Source organism: Bacillus arachidis (assembly GCF_030285945.1).
GTDB lineage: Bacteria > Bacillota > Bacilli > Bacillales > Bacillaceae_G > Bacillus_A > Bacillus_A arachidis.
In genome coordinates, this window is sequence record NZ_CP127376.1 from 2539303 (window position 1) to 2554018 (window position 14716).

At 32.3% G+C, this 14716-nt stretch carries 21 protein-coding genes and 1 pseudogene; 7 read left to right on the top strand and 15 right to left on the bottom strand.

The genetic code is table 11. The features are described 5' to 3' along the window. Window positions 1-148: 148 nt before the first annotated feature. The 6 genes and pseudogenes from QRY57_RS14615 to QRY57_RS14640 form a co-directional block, all read right to left on the bottom strand. On the bottom strand, window positions 149-655 hold the full coding sequence (locus tag QRY57_RS14615; protein WP_286015374.1) for a 2'-5' RNA ligase family protein: 507 nt from the start codon (window positions 653-655) through the stop codon (window positions 149-151). Between the two features lie 38 nt (window positions 656-693). Next, window positions 694-1155, bottom strand: a pseudogene (locus tag QRY57_RS14620) (CcdC family protein). Between the two features lie 41 nt (window positions 1156-1196). After that, window positions 1197-1868, bottom strand: coding sequence for a DUF4052 family protein (locus QRY57_RS14625; protein ID WP_286015375.1), 672 nt, complete (start codon window positions 1866-1868; stop codon window positions 1197-1199). Beyond that, entirely contained in the window at window positions 1865-2737 is an 873-nt protein-coding gene (locus QRY57_RS14630) for an ABC transporter ATP-binding protein (protein WP_286015376.1), read from the bottom strand. Before QRY57_RS14630 ends, QRY57_RS14625 begins: the two co-directional genes overlap by 4 nt. A 2-nt stretch (window positions 2738-2739) precedes the next feature. Next, window positions 2740-3114, bottom strand: a complete 375-nt coding sequence (locus QRY57_RS14635) for a GntR family transcriptional regulator (protein ID WP_026591079.1) — start codon at window positions 3112-3114, stop codon at window positions 2740-2742. Between the two features lie 144 nt (window positions 3115-3258). Further along, window positions 3259-3750 carry a hypothetical protein gene (locus QRY57_RS14640; protein ID WP_286015377.1) on the bottom strand — a complete coding sequence of 164 codons (492 nt, stop codon included), beginning with the start codon at window positions 3748-3750 and terminating at the stop codon, window positions 3259-3261. 460 nt (window positions 3751-4210) lie between these two features. Here QRY57_RS14640 and QRY57_RS14645 point away from each other — a divergent pair, with 460 nt between their 5' ends. Genes QRY57_RS14645 through QRY57_RS14665 form a run of 5 tightly spaced genes read left to right on the top strand, consistent with a single transcriptional unit; the run spans window position 4211 to window position 5034 of the window. Further along, window positions 4211-4351, top strand: a complete 141-nt coding sequence (locus QRY57_RS14645; protein ID WP_026591081.1) for a YrzI family small protein — start codon at window positions 4211-4213, stop codon at window positions 4349-4351. A 27-nt stretch (window positions 4352-4378) separates the two neighbouring features. Continuing rightward, window positions 4379-4522: a YrzI family small protein gene (locus QRY57_RS14650; RefSeq protein ID WP_286015378.1), complete on the top strand. Its 144-nt coding sequence runs from the start codon at window positions 4379-4381 to the stop codon at window positions 4520-4522. A 30-nt stretch (window positions 4523-4552) separates the two neighbouring features. Next, entirely contained in the window at window positions 4553-4696 is a 144-nt protein-coding gene (locus QRY57_RS14655; protein ID WP_026591083.1) for a YrzI family small protein, read from the top strand. A gap of 29 nt (window positions 4697-4725) precedes the next feature. Next, complete coding sequence (locus QRY57_RS14660; protein ID WP_026591084.1) at window positions 4726-4866, top strand: YrzI family small protein; 141 nt, start codon at window positions 4726-4728, stop codon at window positions 4864-4866. Window positions 4867-4893: 27 nt separating this feature from the next. After that, on the top strand, window positions 4894-5034 hold the full coding sequence (locus tag QRY57_RS14665) for a YrzI family small protein (protein ID WP_026591085.1): 141 nt from the start codon (window positions 4894-4896) through the stop codon (window positions 5032-5034). A gap of 316 nt (window positions 5035-5350) precedes the next feature. Here QRY57_RS14665 and QRY57_RS14670 read toward each other — a convergent pair whose 3' ends face one another. Further along, on the bottom strand, window positions 5351-6436 hold the full coding sequence (locus QRY57_RS14670; RefSeq protein ID WP_026591086.1) for an AI-2E family transporter: 1086 nt from the start codon (window positions 6434-6436) through the stop codon (window positions 5351-5353). Between the two features lie 151 nt (window positions 6437-6587). On the opposite strand from QRY57_RS14670, the gene QRY57_RS14675 reads away from it, so the two are divergent. After that, on the top strand, window positions 6588-7418 hold the full coding sequence (locus QRY57_RS14675; protein WP_208017605.1) for an HNH endonuclease: 831 nt from the start codon (window positions 6588-6590) through the stop codon (window positions 7416-7418). 286 nt (window positions 7419-7704) lie between these two features. Here QRY57_RS14675 and QRY57_RS14680 read toward each other — a convergent pair whose 3' ends face one another. The 6 genes from QRY57_RS14680 to QRY57_RS14705 all read right to left on the bottom strand — a co-directional run bounded on the left by QRY57_RS14680 (window position 7705) and on the right by QRY57_RS14705 (window position 11821). Then, window positions 7705-7797: a putative holin-like toxin gene (locus tag QRY57_RS14680; protein WP_098302256.1), complete on the bottom strand. Its 93-nt coding sequence runs from the start codon at window positions 7795-7797 to the stop codon at window positions 7705-7707. Window positions 7798-7946: 149 nt separating this feature from the next. After that, complete coding sequence (locus QRY57_RS14685) at window positions 7947-9008, bottom strand: hypothetical protein (RefSeq protein WP_286015379.1); 1062 nt, start codon at window positions 9006-9008, stop codon at window positions 7947-7949. A 14-nt stretch (window positions 9009-9022) separates the two neighbouring features. Continuing rightward, entirely contained in the window at window positions 9023-9457 is a 435-nt protein-coding gene (locus QRY57_RS14690; protein WP_286015380.1) for a tetratricopeptide repeat protein, read from the bottom strand. Next, a complete protein-coding gene (locus QRY57_RS14695) occupies window positions 9454-10281 on the bottom strand; it encodes an HAD family hydrolase (protein WP_286015381.1) in 828 nt (275 codons plus the stop codon). The genes QRY57_RS14690 and QRY57_RS14695 overlap by 4 nt, the downstream gene beginning before the upstream one ends. Before the next feature lie 16 nt (window positions 10282-10297). Beyond that, window positions 10298-11011 carry a phosphopantothenoylcysteine decarboxylase domain-containing protein gene (locus QRY57_RS14700; RefSeq protein ID WP_286015382.1) on the bottom strand — a complete coding sequence of 238 codons (714 nt, stop codon included), beginning with the start codon at window positions 11009-11011 and terminating at the stop codon, window positions 10298-10300. A 3-nt stretch (window positions 11012-11014) separates the two neighbouring features. Then, the gene (locus tag QRY57_RS14705; RefSeq protein WP_026591090.1) at window positions 11015-11821 is read right to left on the bottom strand and encodes an AAC(3) family N-acetyltransferase; all 807 of its coding nucleotides are present in this window, start codon (window positions 11819-11821) and stop codon (window positions 11015-11017) included. 208 nt (window positions 11822-12029) lie between these two features. Here QRY57_RS14705 and QRY57_RS14710 point away from each other — a divergent pair, with 208 nt between their 5' ends. After that, window positions 12030-12479 carry a hypothetical protein gene (locus tag QRY57_RS14710; protein WP_286015383.1) on the top strand — a complete coding sequence of 150 codons (450 nt, stop codon included), beginning with the start codon at window positions 12030-12032 and terminating at the stop codon, window positions 12477-12479. Between the two features lie 96 nt (window positions 12480-12575). On the opposite strand, the gene QRY57_RS14715 is transcribed toward QRY57_RS14710, so the two are convergent. Both QRY57_RS14715 and QRY57_RS14720 read right to left on the bottom strand, forming a co-directional pair. Continuing rightward, window positions 12576-13304 carry a histidine phosphatase family protein gene (locus QRY57_RS14715; RefSeq protein WP_432804049.1) on the bottom strand — a complete coding sequence of 243 codons (729 nt, stop codon included), beginning with the start codon at window positions 13302-13304 and terminating at the stop codon, window positions 12576-12578. Between the two features lie 450 nt (window positions 13305-13754). Then, on the bottom strand, window positions 13755-14693 hold the full coding sequence (locus tag QRY57_RS14720; protein ID WP_286015384.1) for a DMT family transporter: 939 nt from the start codon (window positions 14691-14693) through the stop codon (window positions 13755-13757). Window positions 14694-14716 lie beyond the last annotated feature (23 nt).

Below are 14716 nucleotides of genomic sequence, written 5' to 3' on the forward strand. Positions count from 1 at the left end.
AAAAGTTTGACAAACAAGTAATCGATTTGTTATAATTAAATTGGATAATTATTGAGTTTTATATAAAAATAAACAATGAGCGTTTTTCCATTTTAACACATATATATGAAAAATCAATAAAAAGGAGATACAAATTTGTATCTCCTTTTTATTTTGGAGGTTCCACTTCAAATTCTATTATTGATTCTCCGTCTTCCCCAATACTTTCAACACTTACTTTTTCAATTACACATTTTAAGTTGATACTTAAATCCGGTAGCTCCTCTGCTATTTCTTTTGCTATTTTTTCATTTTCTTTTCTCCCGACCGTCACATGCGGTATATAAGAAATATCGCTTCGGAAAAATGTCGCTAAAGGCCCTTTATATAACTTTTCATGTAATGTACTTACTTTTTCACTTCCCTTTTCAGTAAGTAAAAACAAGTACTCTCCTTCATTACTAATTTGATCTGTAAACTCGATTGCTATCGGATCAACCCCTTCTAGACTTTCAATAATGTGCTTTTTAAGTTCATCGTTAGTAATCATGCTTTCAAAAGGGAATACAAGTGTAATATGAGGATTAATCAGTCCGAATAAAGGATCATGTTTTTTTCTAACCACTTCAATTTCATCTATTTGCGCCTCATTTAGAAAAAGTAAAATGGTACGCATTTTCTATTCCTCCTTCAACAAAACCAAAAACAGCAATTTTATGAAACTGCACGAAATACTTTTCTAAACTTTATATAACAAGCAATTCTCCAAGGGATGATATAAGAAGCAGCAACACCATAAAACAATAAGCCTATTGTTCGCTGATCCAAATCGATTATATATTTCCTAAAAACATACCTTAAAACTACACTCCCTATAAAAGTAATGAGAAATGCTACACTTTTTTCGTATATATATTCCCATCTTCTCTCATAGTTTGTAAGTATAATAAGCGGAAGCGCAAAAAGAATCCCAAATAATATCGCAAAACTAAATTATAATACAGCCGGATGAATAGGACCAAAAAACATTAAAATTCCTGGTGATAAAAAAAGTAGTGGTAATAAAATTCGTTTTCCATTTCCCTTTATCGGTTTATGCATTGATCGATAACGTCTCCATAAAATTAACATTGCAATACATAAAAATGAGATTAATAGTGAAGAAGTATCCTCCACACATTGTCCCTTCTCTCCTAAAATATTTATCTAACAATCATTTATATCATTTGCTCAAAGGAAACTTTACGAATAAGTATACTACTAACTATGATATAGACTACAGTTAATCCCATTGAAATCATAATAAAATATGGTACGTCTATTAAGGTTTCACTATTTATAAACATGAAACTTCTTATCCCTACTTCTCCATAGAGCACACTCGTTACCCCTAAGAAAATCGTCCCCCCTACAGCAAGACCAATCCACTGAAATCGTTGTTTAAAAATAACTACTACTTGAAAAAAGCTCGCTATTGTAACGTAGAATAAAAACTGTGCAAAAAATCCCCCTACTGAATGTCCCCCTATACGCGTGCTTTCTGAACTATATACTATATTCTGTAAAAAAATCAATTGAAGAGATGAAAATACCGCGGCTTGTAATGTTATATAACAAACTGCCCCAACAAAAAATTGTAGTCTTGTTACCCCAAACGAAACAACTAAACGAAATACTTCATCCTGTATTATAAAAGTGCTTACTACTATAAAAAATGTAATTGCAATCGAAGGATTATTTAAAATATCCTGTAAAAATCCTACTTTTATTCCGTTTAAATCCGCTGCACTCGTTGTTCCTTTTATAAGTAACGCCACAATCCAAAATATAAGAATCGCTTTGTAATGAAATTTCATATGTAACTTTAATTGTTTCATTAGCATCATCATTTCACCTCATCATCTGTTATATAAATAAATAGTTTTTGTAGTGTTACGCTATCAATTTCTAATCCTTCTTTTTCAATAAATTGATAATCTTTAGTAGAAAAACCCTCCCATATAACAGCAATTTCCTTATTTCCATATACCTCTCGATGTACAACGTTTTTATTTATTAGAAATTCATCCACTTTATCTTTTCGGCCTGATATGCAATAGGCTTCCTGTAATAAATCTTCAACGGCTGATTGAACAACTACTTCTCCTCCTTTCAAAATCAGCACATCTTCCACAATATGCGCTACTTCTTCTACTAAGTGCGTTGATAAAATAATTGTTCGAGGGTGCTTACCATAATCTTCTAACAACATATTGTAAAATAATTCTCGGTGCGCCGCATCTAAACCGGTAGTCGGCTCATCAAAAATTGTAATAGGTGCCCTACTTACTAATCCCTTAATAATTCCAACAACATTCTGCATACCATGCGATAATTTATGATATTTTTCTTGTACATTAAGCCCAAATTTCCTCGTAAGTTCTTCAGCATAGGCTTGGTCCCAATTTTTATAAAACATGTTACATAGATTAAAAATCTCTTTCACCTTATAGTTTAAATAAACTTCTTCTTTCACTTTTACAAAACAAATATTTTGCAGCGCTTTCCTATTTTCAAAAACATTTTCATCAAATACGGATACACTTCCACTACTTGAAACGATCTGTCCAGAAAGAAGATGTAATAATGTCGTTTTCCCTGCCCCATTTCTACCGAGCAAACCGTATATTTTATGTTTTTCCATCGAAATCGTTACTGCATTTACAGCCGCTTTTCCCCTATATTTTTTCGATAAGTCTTTTGTTTCGAATGCAATCATAGTCATTCCCCCTCCTTCGTAATTTTTCGAATCATATTCATTAATTCTTCTTTTGAAATTTCAAGAACTTTTGCTTCTTCCCACACTTTAGGTAAAAATTCAGTCATAAAAGCATTTTGCCGTTTTTTTAATACAACTTCTTTTGCTCCCTTTGTAACAAACATTCCAATCCCTCTTTTTTTATATAAGATCCCTTCATCCACTAGTAAATTTACCCCTTTCGCTGCTGTAGCTGGATTGATTTGTAACATCTTAGCAAATTGATTTGTCGATGGGACTTGTTCTTCTTCAAGCAATATCCCCTTTAAAATATCAGCCTCAATTGTTTCTGCAATTTGTATGTATATTAACTTGTTCTGCTCAAGTGTTGGTTTCACGTTTTCACCACCTTAGGTTCATAGGTTCATTACTTATGCAATTAACCATATCACAAGAATATAGATTCATTCAATATTTTCCCATAATTTATTTCAAAAAAAGAAGTATCACACCTTACAGGATGATACTTCTCTAAAAACTATTTATAAAACGGTTGTATTTTCTATACATACTTTCAAGTTCTTTTCATTTAAACCATTTTGACAGAAATTCAACTTCATTCCCTTTAATAATTTTGTACGATCTACCACTTGTCCTAAATGATAACCTGTATGTTCCACTAAATGAAACAGATCATGCATGTCTATCCTACTCTTTTCCTTACAAGCTTTAACATAACTTTTTTCCCATTCATCAAATGTCCTCTGTACAGTTTCACATAACATTTCTGGACTCAATTGCACAATCGGAAAGTATTCTTCAATCCCATTTTCAAAATGTATATTTGGATTCGAATAACGGCTACTATTCCTTTTTATATGCTCACAAATATGTAATACGATGCCACCAATTGAATTCACTGAATCCCCTTGCTTCCATAATTCTTCTGCATGTAAGTGCCCAATTGTTTGCATTAGTTTAGATAAATAATGGTCGTACATTCGATGATAGGCAATCTTATAAAACAGCTCCATCTTTCTCTCCCTCCTGTCTCTTGATGAAAAAGATATGATCCTCTAAAATTGACTGATTTATCTCATCTCTAAATCCTATCATGAATCATACAATTCCTTTCGAAAATATACGCACTTTAATCAAAATTAAAAATTTTCATTTTTTATGTTTACAATTATCCATTAATTGTATATACTTACTAACGTAAGAAAAAAATTCTAAAAGGAGGTCGAATGAAATGATGAAATTAAAATTACATGTTGCACCTGTTTTACAATTAAATATTAGTTCGACCACCCTAATGGAGAATTGAAAATCGTTCGGTATTTTCTTTAATTAACACATTCGCCACAGGAGGTCGTATGCTTACCTGTGGCTTTTTCATGCCCTGCCACAGGAGAACCGTATCCTTCTGTGGCTTTTTTGTGCGATTTTTTTAAATCTCTGACACCATTTCTTTAAGAAAGGAGCAAATATTCAATGACTTTTCACGTACTGTTTTTCAGTATTACAATTCAACGAAAGCAATTATCTGAAGTCGAAATTGTGCATGATCAACACATTCAAAAAGCTATGAGTGATATAAAGGAGCGTCAAAGTCCTTACAGTAGTCACTTGTAATTCCTTTACGAAAGGAGGAATTCGTTAATGACTGTTCACATTTTCTTTTTTACGATTACTCTTCAAAAAAAATCTTTATCTGAAACTGATATTTTACGTAAACAACAATTAAAAGAGATTATGGACGAAGTAAAAGATCGCAAGAGTTCTTATTATAATCAAATGTATTAAAAAATAATTTTCAAAAGGAGCAATCATCTTATGAAATTTCGTGTATTCTTTTTAACCATTACCATTCATAAAAATCAATTTTCTGAAACTGAGATTTCACATGAACAGCAGATTCAAAAAATGATAAACGAAACAAAAGAACGTCAAGTTTCTTATTACAATCATATGTACTAAAAACTCATATAAATAGGAGGATTTACCTGATGAAATTCCAAGTATTCTTTTTAACTATCACAATTCACAAAAACAAAGTTTCTGAGTTCGAAATGTTACACGAACAACAAATTCAACACGCTATGAATGAAGTGAAAGAACGTCAACTTCCTTATTGCAGTCACCTATAATTCCTTTACGAAAGGAGGAATTTATTTATGAAATTTCATGTATTCTTTTTAACGATTACGATTCAAAAGAAGCGATTAACTGAAGCTGAAATTGTACAAAAAGAGCAATATAAAAAAGTTTCTGATGAAATTCGAGATCGTAGAAGCAAGTATTATACACATCTATAATGATGCAAATTTAAATATTATGAAAGGAGTGAATTAAGATGTTAATGGCGCGTTGTAAAAAAATGATTTGGATTATTGAGAGGGATTCCACATAGTTCGTTAACTTTTAAAAGGCCATATACTTCAAATAAGTATGCAAAAATCACACAATAAAAACGCCTAATTACACCTTGAAAAACTTAGTATTTAAATTAACTTTAATCGTTATATATAACAAGGCAGCAATCCCCCTTCTTCAAATCTTTTTAAATCACAATCAAAAAAAAGATACATTGCTAAAAAGCAATGTATCTTTCTTGATTCTTATAAATTCTTTTTATTTCCGATTATTTCTTTTCATCTTAATCAATCTCACCAAGTTTGAAACAATCGTTTTCGTCACAGCGTAAACTGGTACTGCTAAAATCATTCCAATAATACCAGCGAAATTACCTACACCAAGGATTAACACAATGATTGTTAAAGGGTGTATATTTAATTTCGAACTCATAATACGCGGTGAAATAATATTACTTTCAAATTGCTGTACAATTGTTACGATACCAATTACCCAAACAGCTTGCATGGGCGATACAAATAATCCAACAATTACAGCTGGTGCCGCTCCAATAAATGGCCCTAAGTTCGGAATAATATTAGTAAATGCCGCTATAATCCCTAAAACGAAAGCATATGGCAAATCAATAATTATATATCCTACAAATGTAAATGCACCGACAAATAAACAAACGAGCGCTTGTCCCTGGATATAGGCAGACAACGTTTCGCCTGTTTCTTTTATAATATGAAGTCCTTCTTCACGATACGATTCTGGTAAAAAACCAACAGCTTTCCTTGGGAATGCATGACCATCTTTAAACATATAAAACAAAATAAACGGTACTGTAAAAATTACTAATGCAACGTTTGTAATAATACCAAACAAAGCCGTTGCACTCGACGTGATTGTATTTGGTATTTCTTTCAAATACTCCATTACATTTTTTTCAATCGTTTCAATTGATACATAATTTTGTGTAGCTAACCATTCAAATAGCCTATGATGAGATAATTCTTGTATGTATACTTTTCCCTCTTTGATATATGTTGGCATATTTTTCACTAAATCCATCAACTGCTGTGAAATCGTCGGAACGACTACACCAATTGAGACTGCAGTTAGTGTAATGATAAAAACATATAACAACAATATCGCTAAATTTCTAGGAACCTTTTTCCCTTCTAAAAACACTAAAATGGGATTAAATATAAAGTATAAAAACAAAGCGATTAAAATTGGGAAAAATAAAGTTGAAATGAATATACCAATGGGTTGAAATAAAAATGATATTTTTGTGCAAATAAATATAATCCCTACAACCATTAGCACTTCCAATGTCCAAAAGTGCACTTTCGATTTCAAAAAAACAGCCTCCTTTAAATTAGCACTTCACTTTATTGTATCAAAACACTCATGAATTTTATACTCTATTTTCATCTTCAATGTTCCAAAATACTAATAAATACACTACAATAAGAATACATACAAATTTTCAGGGTAAAAGGTGATAAATATGACGCAATGTATCATTTGCAGAAAAGAAACGAAAGAACTTAGTGAACAACATGTTGTCCCAGAGATTTTATGTGGATATTATTTTACAAATTTAATTTGTGATACTTGTTATGAGCATCTCACAACAAACGTAGATAGACCATTAATTAGGCATAAACTAATCCAATACAAAATCGAACAAATGAAGCAACAAATTGATTCTCCTCTTTATACGAATGAATATGGTCAAGAATTAGCGGCAGCGGAAACGGAAGAAGTTGAAACGAACGACGAAGTATATTATTCTAATGCGTTAATTATGAAACTATGTAAAAAACATGATATTTCACTACATAATGAAATTTGGAAAGAAGAACGTGTAACGAAAGTAGCAAGCTCCATTCAACGTGAATTACTTTTAGATAACCGTAAATATAAAATGAGTATCTTAAAAATGGCTTATATATTCGCAGTACATACAATTGACGGTTATTTTAATGATCCTGATGCGATTGATATTTCTACTATTATATCTAATGTTGACTTTATCGAATTAAAAGAACGAAGCATTGTTCGTGATTTAAGTAAAAGCTCATTGTGGAATACCCTCAATACGACTAGCGATAACCACTACTTTATTTTATTAAGTGATAAAGATGGTCTATTCTGCTTTATTCGTCTATTTGATATTTTCGATGTTGTTGTCCATCTTTCTCGAAAAAAATATCAACTTCCATCTCCAATTGTTGGAGTGAATGATGTAGAAAAGCAAGAATTCTATATTGAGAATTTAAAACAATACATGGATCAATTATTTAAACAAAAGAGTACACAAACGACTCGCGTTTAATAATCTTTGGATAACAAAGTTATTTTTACAGATTGAATCATAGTTAAATAACAAGAATTCGTAACAAGAACATACGGTCTCCTTTCTTGTTGAAAAGACACTATGTTATAATGAGTATGAAAAGAACAATACAATCACATAAAACAATTATAAATTGTATATAAATAAAAAAGACTAGTGTGCGGCTACACACCAGTCCATGTAACTTAGCAGATTGGATTGTTCATTTATCCTATTTGTTTCTTACAAACGAGACAACCCACATTCTATTGGCGTAGGTGGGTTGTTATTTTTTGAGCTTATCGATTAAAACGACAACAAACGTTAACAGTGCAACGAGAAATAATCCACCTTGCAACAATAACGAAATTTCACTCATTTATTATCACCTCCCTTCAAGCCTGGAGAAGTGATAATTGAACAACCAACCGTACCATAAGTTACCTCTTAATTTTATCATATTTTCTAATTTTTTACGATGAAAACCGGCAAGTCTCTCGCTTGCCGGTTTTATTGATTCCTATTCTTTTATTCCTCATCTTTCTCTAGTTTTTCAACAATCGCTTCATAAAATCTCCGATCATCATCCACATTCACATGTACACGATTCACCTTTTTCGTAAATCCATAGTGGAACTGCGCTGTTAACGGCTCTTTTAATTTGATTTCAAAGGTAGCTGGTTCTTTTATAAATTCCATTACCGTTGCTTCGAATATTTCTTTTTCTTCTTCCTTAGTTAATACTTCACCTTTGTAAAAGGAAATTTCTTCTATTTGAAGAAATGGCACAACAATTTTCTTACCAAATCCGACTTGAATGATCATTTCGGTTTCTGTCATAATATATGGATTTTTACGGACTGCTTGTATCTCAGCTAAAAAATAAAGGATTCCATATATATTTAAAATGAGTAAAATCCAAGCTAACACTGGATTCCATTGATGAAGTAAATAATGAAACCCAATTGATTCAATTAATGTTGCGTGAATCAGCATAATATAAAATGGAATTGCTCCAGTCTTTTTATGATATGAAAAAACATGCTGACTTTCTGGCATCTTTGTACGCCAAGAAAATAAAGCATAGTAAAATAACTTACATTCTGTAACGATTACATTTACTACAGTATTTCTTGTGAATGTGTTATCAAATGCTTTATCAATTGCAAAAGAAAATGATGGATATTCATTCTTATATTGCTTATAACATTGTATAATCTTCGGTAATGCTCTAGCAGTCTTATATAGAATAAATAACTCTAAACCGATAAACACAATTTCTCCTGCAACTAAAATATAAGAAACAAATGAAAACGACTGTAAATAATCGCTTGGAATTATGAATCTTGCGGCAATATAGCCTGCTATTACAACTGGAAATATATAAGTTAACGAATAGCGTTTTCGTATGATAAAGAAATACGTAATAACTGGAATTACAATAAGAAAATCAAACAAGGACCCTAGCACCATTTCCTTCGGTACAGCGGGTACAATAGGAAGTGTATATGCTAGATAATTTGATATTACAATTAAAGCAATAAGACCAATCGAAACATTTCTTCTTTTATGTGAAATTGAATCACTCATGCACTCTCTCCTTTTTATTTAAAAATCTTATTAAGATGGTTTTTATAGAACAAAATAGCTCTTTCATATTCGTTTACACCTTCTAGTTTCACAACAGTTTTAAGCAATAATTTCATTGCTTCTTCATATTCTTTAATATTATATTTTGCAATGGAAAGAACTACTTTCATGGTTTCATTGTCCGGAAACTTTTTGAGCCCAGCTTCTAATGTAACAATCGCTTTATCGTATTCACCGATGCATCGATATGTACTTCCGAGTCCAATATATGCCCTAGATAATGCTTCTCCTTTAAGTCCATTTACAATTGCTTTTTCGTAAAATGGAACAGCTTCTGTTTTAAGTCCCATTACATCATGTATATAAGCGCATTCATAGAGAACTTCTGGATGCTGGGTAAAATTAGTTAACCCAATGAGTATATCCCTTGCTTGTACATATTTTTTCATTCCGAAATTGAATCGCTTGCTCCAATATGTGTTTCACCTACATCACTCCTTATCTGCTCCAGAATACATGCTATACCATCCTCTTCATTGCTATCTGTTATGCAATATGCTAATTCTTTTAACTCCGAAATTGCATTTTCCATCGCAATTGGATAACCACATTCTTTGAACAAGCCGATATCATTCCAATCATCACCAAATGCCATTACTTGTTTTGCACTTATCTCGTGCTTTTGGCACCAATTCAACACAGCATTTTCTTTCGAAACATTACGCCCCATTATTTGGACGAGCTGATTTTGATCTGTACAAATTACGTTTACTTTATGCCGAAATTGTTCTTCTAATTTTTCATAGTGAGAAAACGAGTGTAACAGTATTTTAGATACAGAACGTTGTTTCATTTCTTCATTTGTCATAACAATCGGCTTCGTCGCTGTTATAAAATTTGTTTTTATATTTTGATTAATGTAACATGTATCTTGTACCTCAATTGCAATGAAAGAAGCAGGTTGCGTTTGCATAACAAAATTGATAATTTCCGCTGTGTGAACAGCATCAATTGGGTAATGGTAATTCGTTTTTGTTATTTGATCCCGTAATAGAGCGCCATTGTAATACACCATCATTCCCATACTCTGTAATTCCTTTGGAAGAAACTGTTTTACAGAACGAGGAGCTCTTGCTGTCGCAAAAATAATATGTATTCCTTTTCTATGACAATCCAAAACTGCTTTTATATTTCTCTCTGATACCTTCTTTTCATTATTTAACAATGTACCATCTAAATCTAATACAATGACTTTGATATTTTGAAAAAGCATGAACACCTCTCCCTTTTTATAAACGACCCAAACTCCCCTCTTCTACACGATTGCATAACTGTTCTAACTTGGTTACAATCTCTTTTGCTGTTTCATCTTTCCCTTCACAAATACAAACATTACCATTTTCTCCGATTACATGATGGATGGCTGCATTTGAATATAATGAATGCGGAGAATTTGCTACCATAAGATTTGCTTTCGCCTGCCTCATTCTTTCACTCGCACGTTGAATTAATTCTACTTCATTGACATCGCTTTCAAGTTTAAATCCAACTAAAACCGTTTCTGAATCCCATTGTTTAATTTGTTTTAATATTTTTGGTGCTTTTTGAAAATGAATAATTGGTGCTATATCACTTGAAATCTTCCCATTCTTATCAAGTATATTTCCATCTTGATCACAAATTTTATTAACGATCCAATCCGATCCAGCTGCCGCCATAATTACTGCATCAATTTTCTCGTGTGTAATGATACTTTTCATCTTATCTTGTAAATCAACAATACCTTCGAATGGATGTAATTCTAATTGATCATTGGTAGTATTCGGCTTTTCAGCGAAATAACCATGTAAATATATAACGTGTGCTCCCTTTGTCATCGCTTCTTCAGCAAGCATTCTTCCGATTATACCTTTTGCTAAATTTGTATGACCACGTACTTGATCCCATTTCTCTAAACAGCCACCACTTGTAATTAAAATCTTTTTCCCCTTCATCATAACCATCCCTTACTTATTTTTCGAACGAAACCATTGTACACCAAAGTCAACAATTTCTTTTTGTTTCATTAATCTACACGTTGCATTTCCTACTTTATTAATTGTTACAGCATTTATACGTTCAAACTCTTTTCCAATCTCAACAAACAAGTCAGAATCATAATCCATTTCATCGAACTCTTTCCACACCCGTATGTTATTTTCTAAAACGGGTGCTCCAACTTTAATTAATTCACGTGCTCCTGTACGTATTTCAGATAGGTGAATCGATGTATTAGAATCATAGCCTACACCTATCAACAATACATATCCATCTAAATCATATATTTTCTTTAAAGGTGAGTGTTCTCCAAAACTAATGGAAAGTGAATGCTCAGCTATAATAGTCTCTGCATGTTTCCCCCATACTGCGAAGCTATTTAATGGATGATTACTCCGTTTTACATTCGGATATGTACGAAAACATTCTACAACTTTTCCCATCGCGAGTGTTGGGGTTATATCTGGATGAAATGCTGGAACGTTGTCTCGAATAATTTGCCACCAGCTTTCTGGGACAGGAGGTCTTGCCCAATTTTTTGGATCCGATAAATCAGACGTTTGTGTCGGCATAATGATCGTGCCTTCTTCAGTAATTACATTCATTAACGCTTCTACAACCGCGACTGCCCCACCAGATACCCAACCAATTGAACTAAGAGAAGAATGAACAATCACTGTCATTCCTTTTTTAAGTCCTAATGCCTGTAAATCATTCGATATCGTTTCAATTGTATTTGGTAATTGCGTTTCCGCTACTATGTCGTTTATTTTCATGATTACTCCCCCGTTTGTTCTGTGTTAAGATTTTATAAACTATCAATTTTCACTTTGAATTCACTCTCAATATTTTATCATATTTTTCTCAATTTTTAATCTAAATGAATACGTTAAGTACTAAATCTATAAATATAAGATTAAAAATCCAAAATAGTAAATTTACGGTATAATTATATAAATCAAATTCTTTTTAAGGGTGGATAATATGAAAAAATTCATATTCATTTTTGGAGTACTGTGTATGATCGGATTAAGTGGATGTACTCTATTTACAAGCGATTATGAAAGCTATTGGGTTCTAGAAAAATCTAGATATAATGAAGGTGAATTCGGACCAATTAATCTGTATGAAAAAGCACAAGAAGATCCAACACTTGTTCATCACTCAATCGAAAGAATTAGCGAAGGAAAAATGATGATATTTTTAGCATTTGGCGAAAAATATCAGAATGATAAAATTACAGTAAAAGAAGTGAAAGATAAAAAAGATAAATCAGTTATTGTATTACATGTGGAAAAAGATAAAGGTAGAGATAAAAACCCTGTTATGTATATTGGCGTAAATAAATTAAGAGACTCTGTAAACATTGTAAATGAAGATGGTAAAAAAATTTTTGAGATAAAACAGAATGAAGGATTTACGTCACAACAATAAAAACACAATACTTCATAACTAAAAAAACCAAAGAAAAAGACGTCCTTATCTTCATAAGAAATCCGTCTTTTTCATTCTATTACTTTATACAAACTATCACGATTTTACAATCTCGCTACCTTTTTCAGCATAACTCATATCGCCAACAGACTCAATTTTATACGTCCCATCTTGATAGAGGATTTTAGTTACACTTGCATTTTCTACCCCCATTTTTGTTTTACTACTATCAAGCATTTCTACTAATGAAGTGATCATCAGTCCATGAGATACGATTAAAACGTTACCTCCTCCATTTTTGGCGGTGTCTTCACTAATTTTATCGATTTCTTTTTTGATACGAGCTGAAAATACTTCCCAATTTTCAGCTTGTTTTGTAGAGTCTGCTTCTACAATGAAATTGGTAATCTCTTTAATAGAGAACTTCATTAATTCAGTCGCTGATTTCACACCAGCAAGGTTTTTAATAGCCTCCCACATATTTTCAATCTTTTCACCTTCATAAACCCCAAAATTTAATTCACGTAAATCTTTCCTTTGTTCAAGTTTTAAATTTGATTGTCCACTATACTTTAATACTAAGTTAGCAGTTTCAATTGCACGCCCACTATCACTACTATAAGCATCAACAAAAAGAATATCTTGTAATCCATTCCCTAAACCTTTAGCTACTTCAATGCCTTTCTCCACTAATGGAGAATCAGCCCAGCCTTGTACACGTTCATTTGTGTTTAATATTGTTTTGCCATGTCTAGTAATATATAACGTAACGATATTATCCATGTTTTTATCTGTTATATTTATATCTTTTTCCATATTATTCATATCTTTCTCTCCCTTTAGCCTAATCTATTTGTTTTATCCTTACTATGCGAAAACACGTCTCAGTAAACAGGAACTCTCACCTTTATTATATATGTTATCAAAATACCTTCACACATTGATAAAACATACTCTAAATTATATGTTACATATAAAGTTAGTTTACATCAATTCATATGATTAAAACCAAAAAGGAACAGCCCCCTATAATTATGCATCCGTTCCTTTCTCTTTACTTATGCACTAAAATCCCCAAACAGGAATTCAATCTCCCATCGTTGACCTGGTACAGTCACTTCCACCATGATGCTTTCCCTTCGCACTGTACTTATCTTATAGAATATATGATTGTCTTCTACTCTATTTAGAAAATGATTGAATCCTTTTAATTCCATGTAAATTTCTACATATAAAAAAATATTAGCTCCTTATTTTCAAAGAGCTAATATTCATTCACGCCGTTATTTTTTCTTCCTTTTTCACGACAACTGCAACATAGCTATGCAAAATCATTCCAACCACAACTAAACTCATTCCAATCCATGATAGCGATGATGGAAACGGAGCAGATAACCATAGCAACTCCCCTAATAGCGCAAATAAAACCTCACCAGATTGCGTCGCTTCTACAGTAGCTAATTTCTGCGGATCATCCTTTACAAGGTCAGTTGCAAAGAAAAATAATACAGTAGCAATTAAACCAGAACTAATTGCTACGATGAAGCATTGGAAGACTTGGTCACTTGATGGCAAGCCATTTGTAGAAACCTCATAACCTGATAACAAAAACCAAAATGGTAAACTTGCGAGTGTCATTCCAAGAACTCGCTGAAAAACATCTATCTCACCTTTACATATTTGCATCATTTTCCGATTACCAAGTGGATAAGCAAATGCTGCAACTATTACAGGAACTACACATAAAACAGTTTCACGAATCCCTAAAGAAGAAGCTTGCTCTACTTGCATGAGAAGAACACCTAATAATATGACAGCAGACATCATCAATTCTTTCATTGGAATTTTTTTATGTAGCGAATTCGTTGCAAAGAATGGTGTTAATAAAATTCCTGCTATAATCGTAATTTGCCATGTTGAGGCAACGAGCCACCCTGGTCCAAATGCACCTGCGAAACTAAGTGGTGCATAAAAAAGACCGAAGCCCACAATACTCCATAACAACCACTCTTTCGGATTATTTTTCATATATTGAAAGAGTTGCTTTAAGTTTCCTCTATACATGACTATCATGACAAGTAGCGGAACCATAAAGTAATATCGTAACGATGCACTCCAAATCCAGCTTCCCCCTTGTAAGTCCATCGCACGGTTTAAAATAAATGTAAAGGCAAAGAAAAACGATGCCAAAACTCCCGCTGCAATTGCTTTCATCCTAAAACTCCTTATACCGTTTT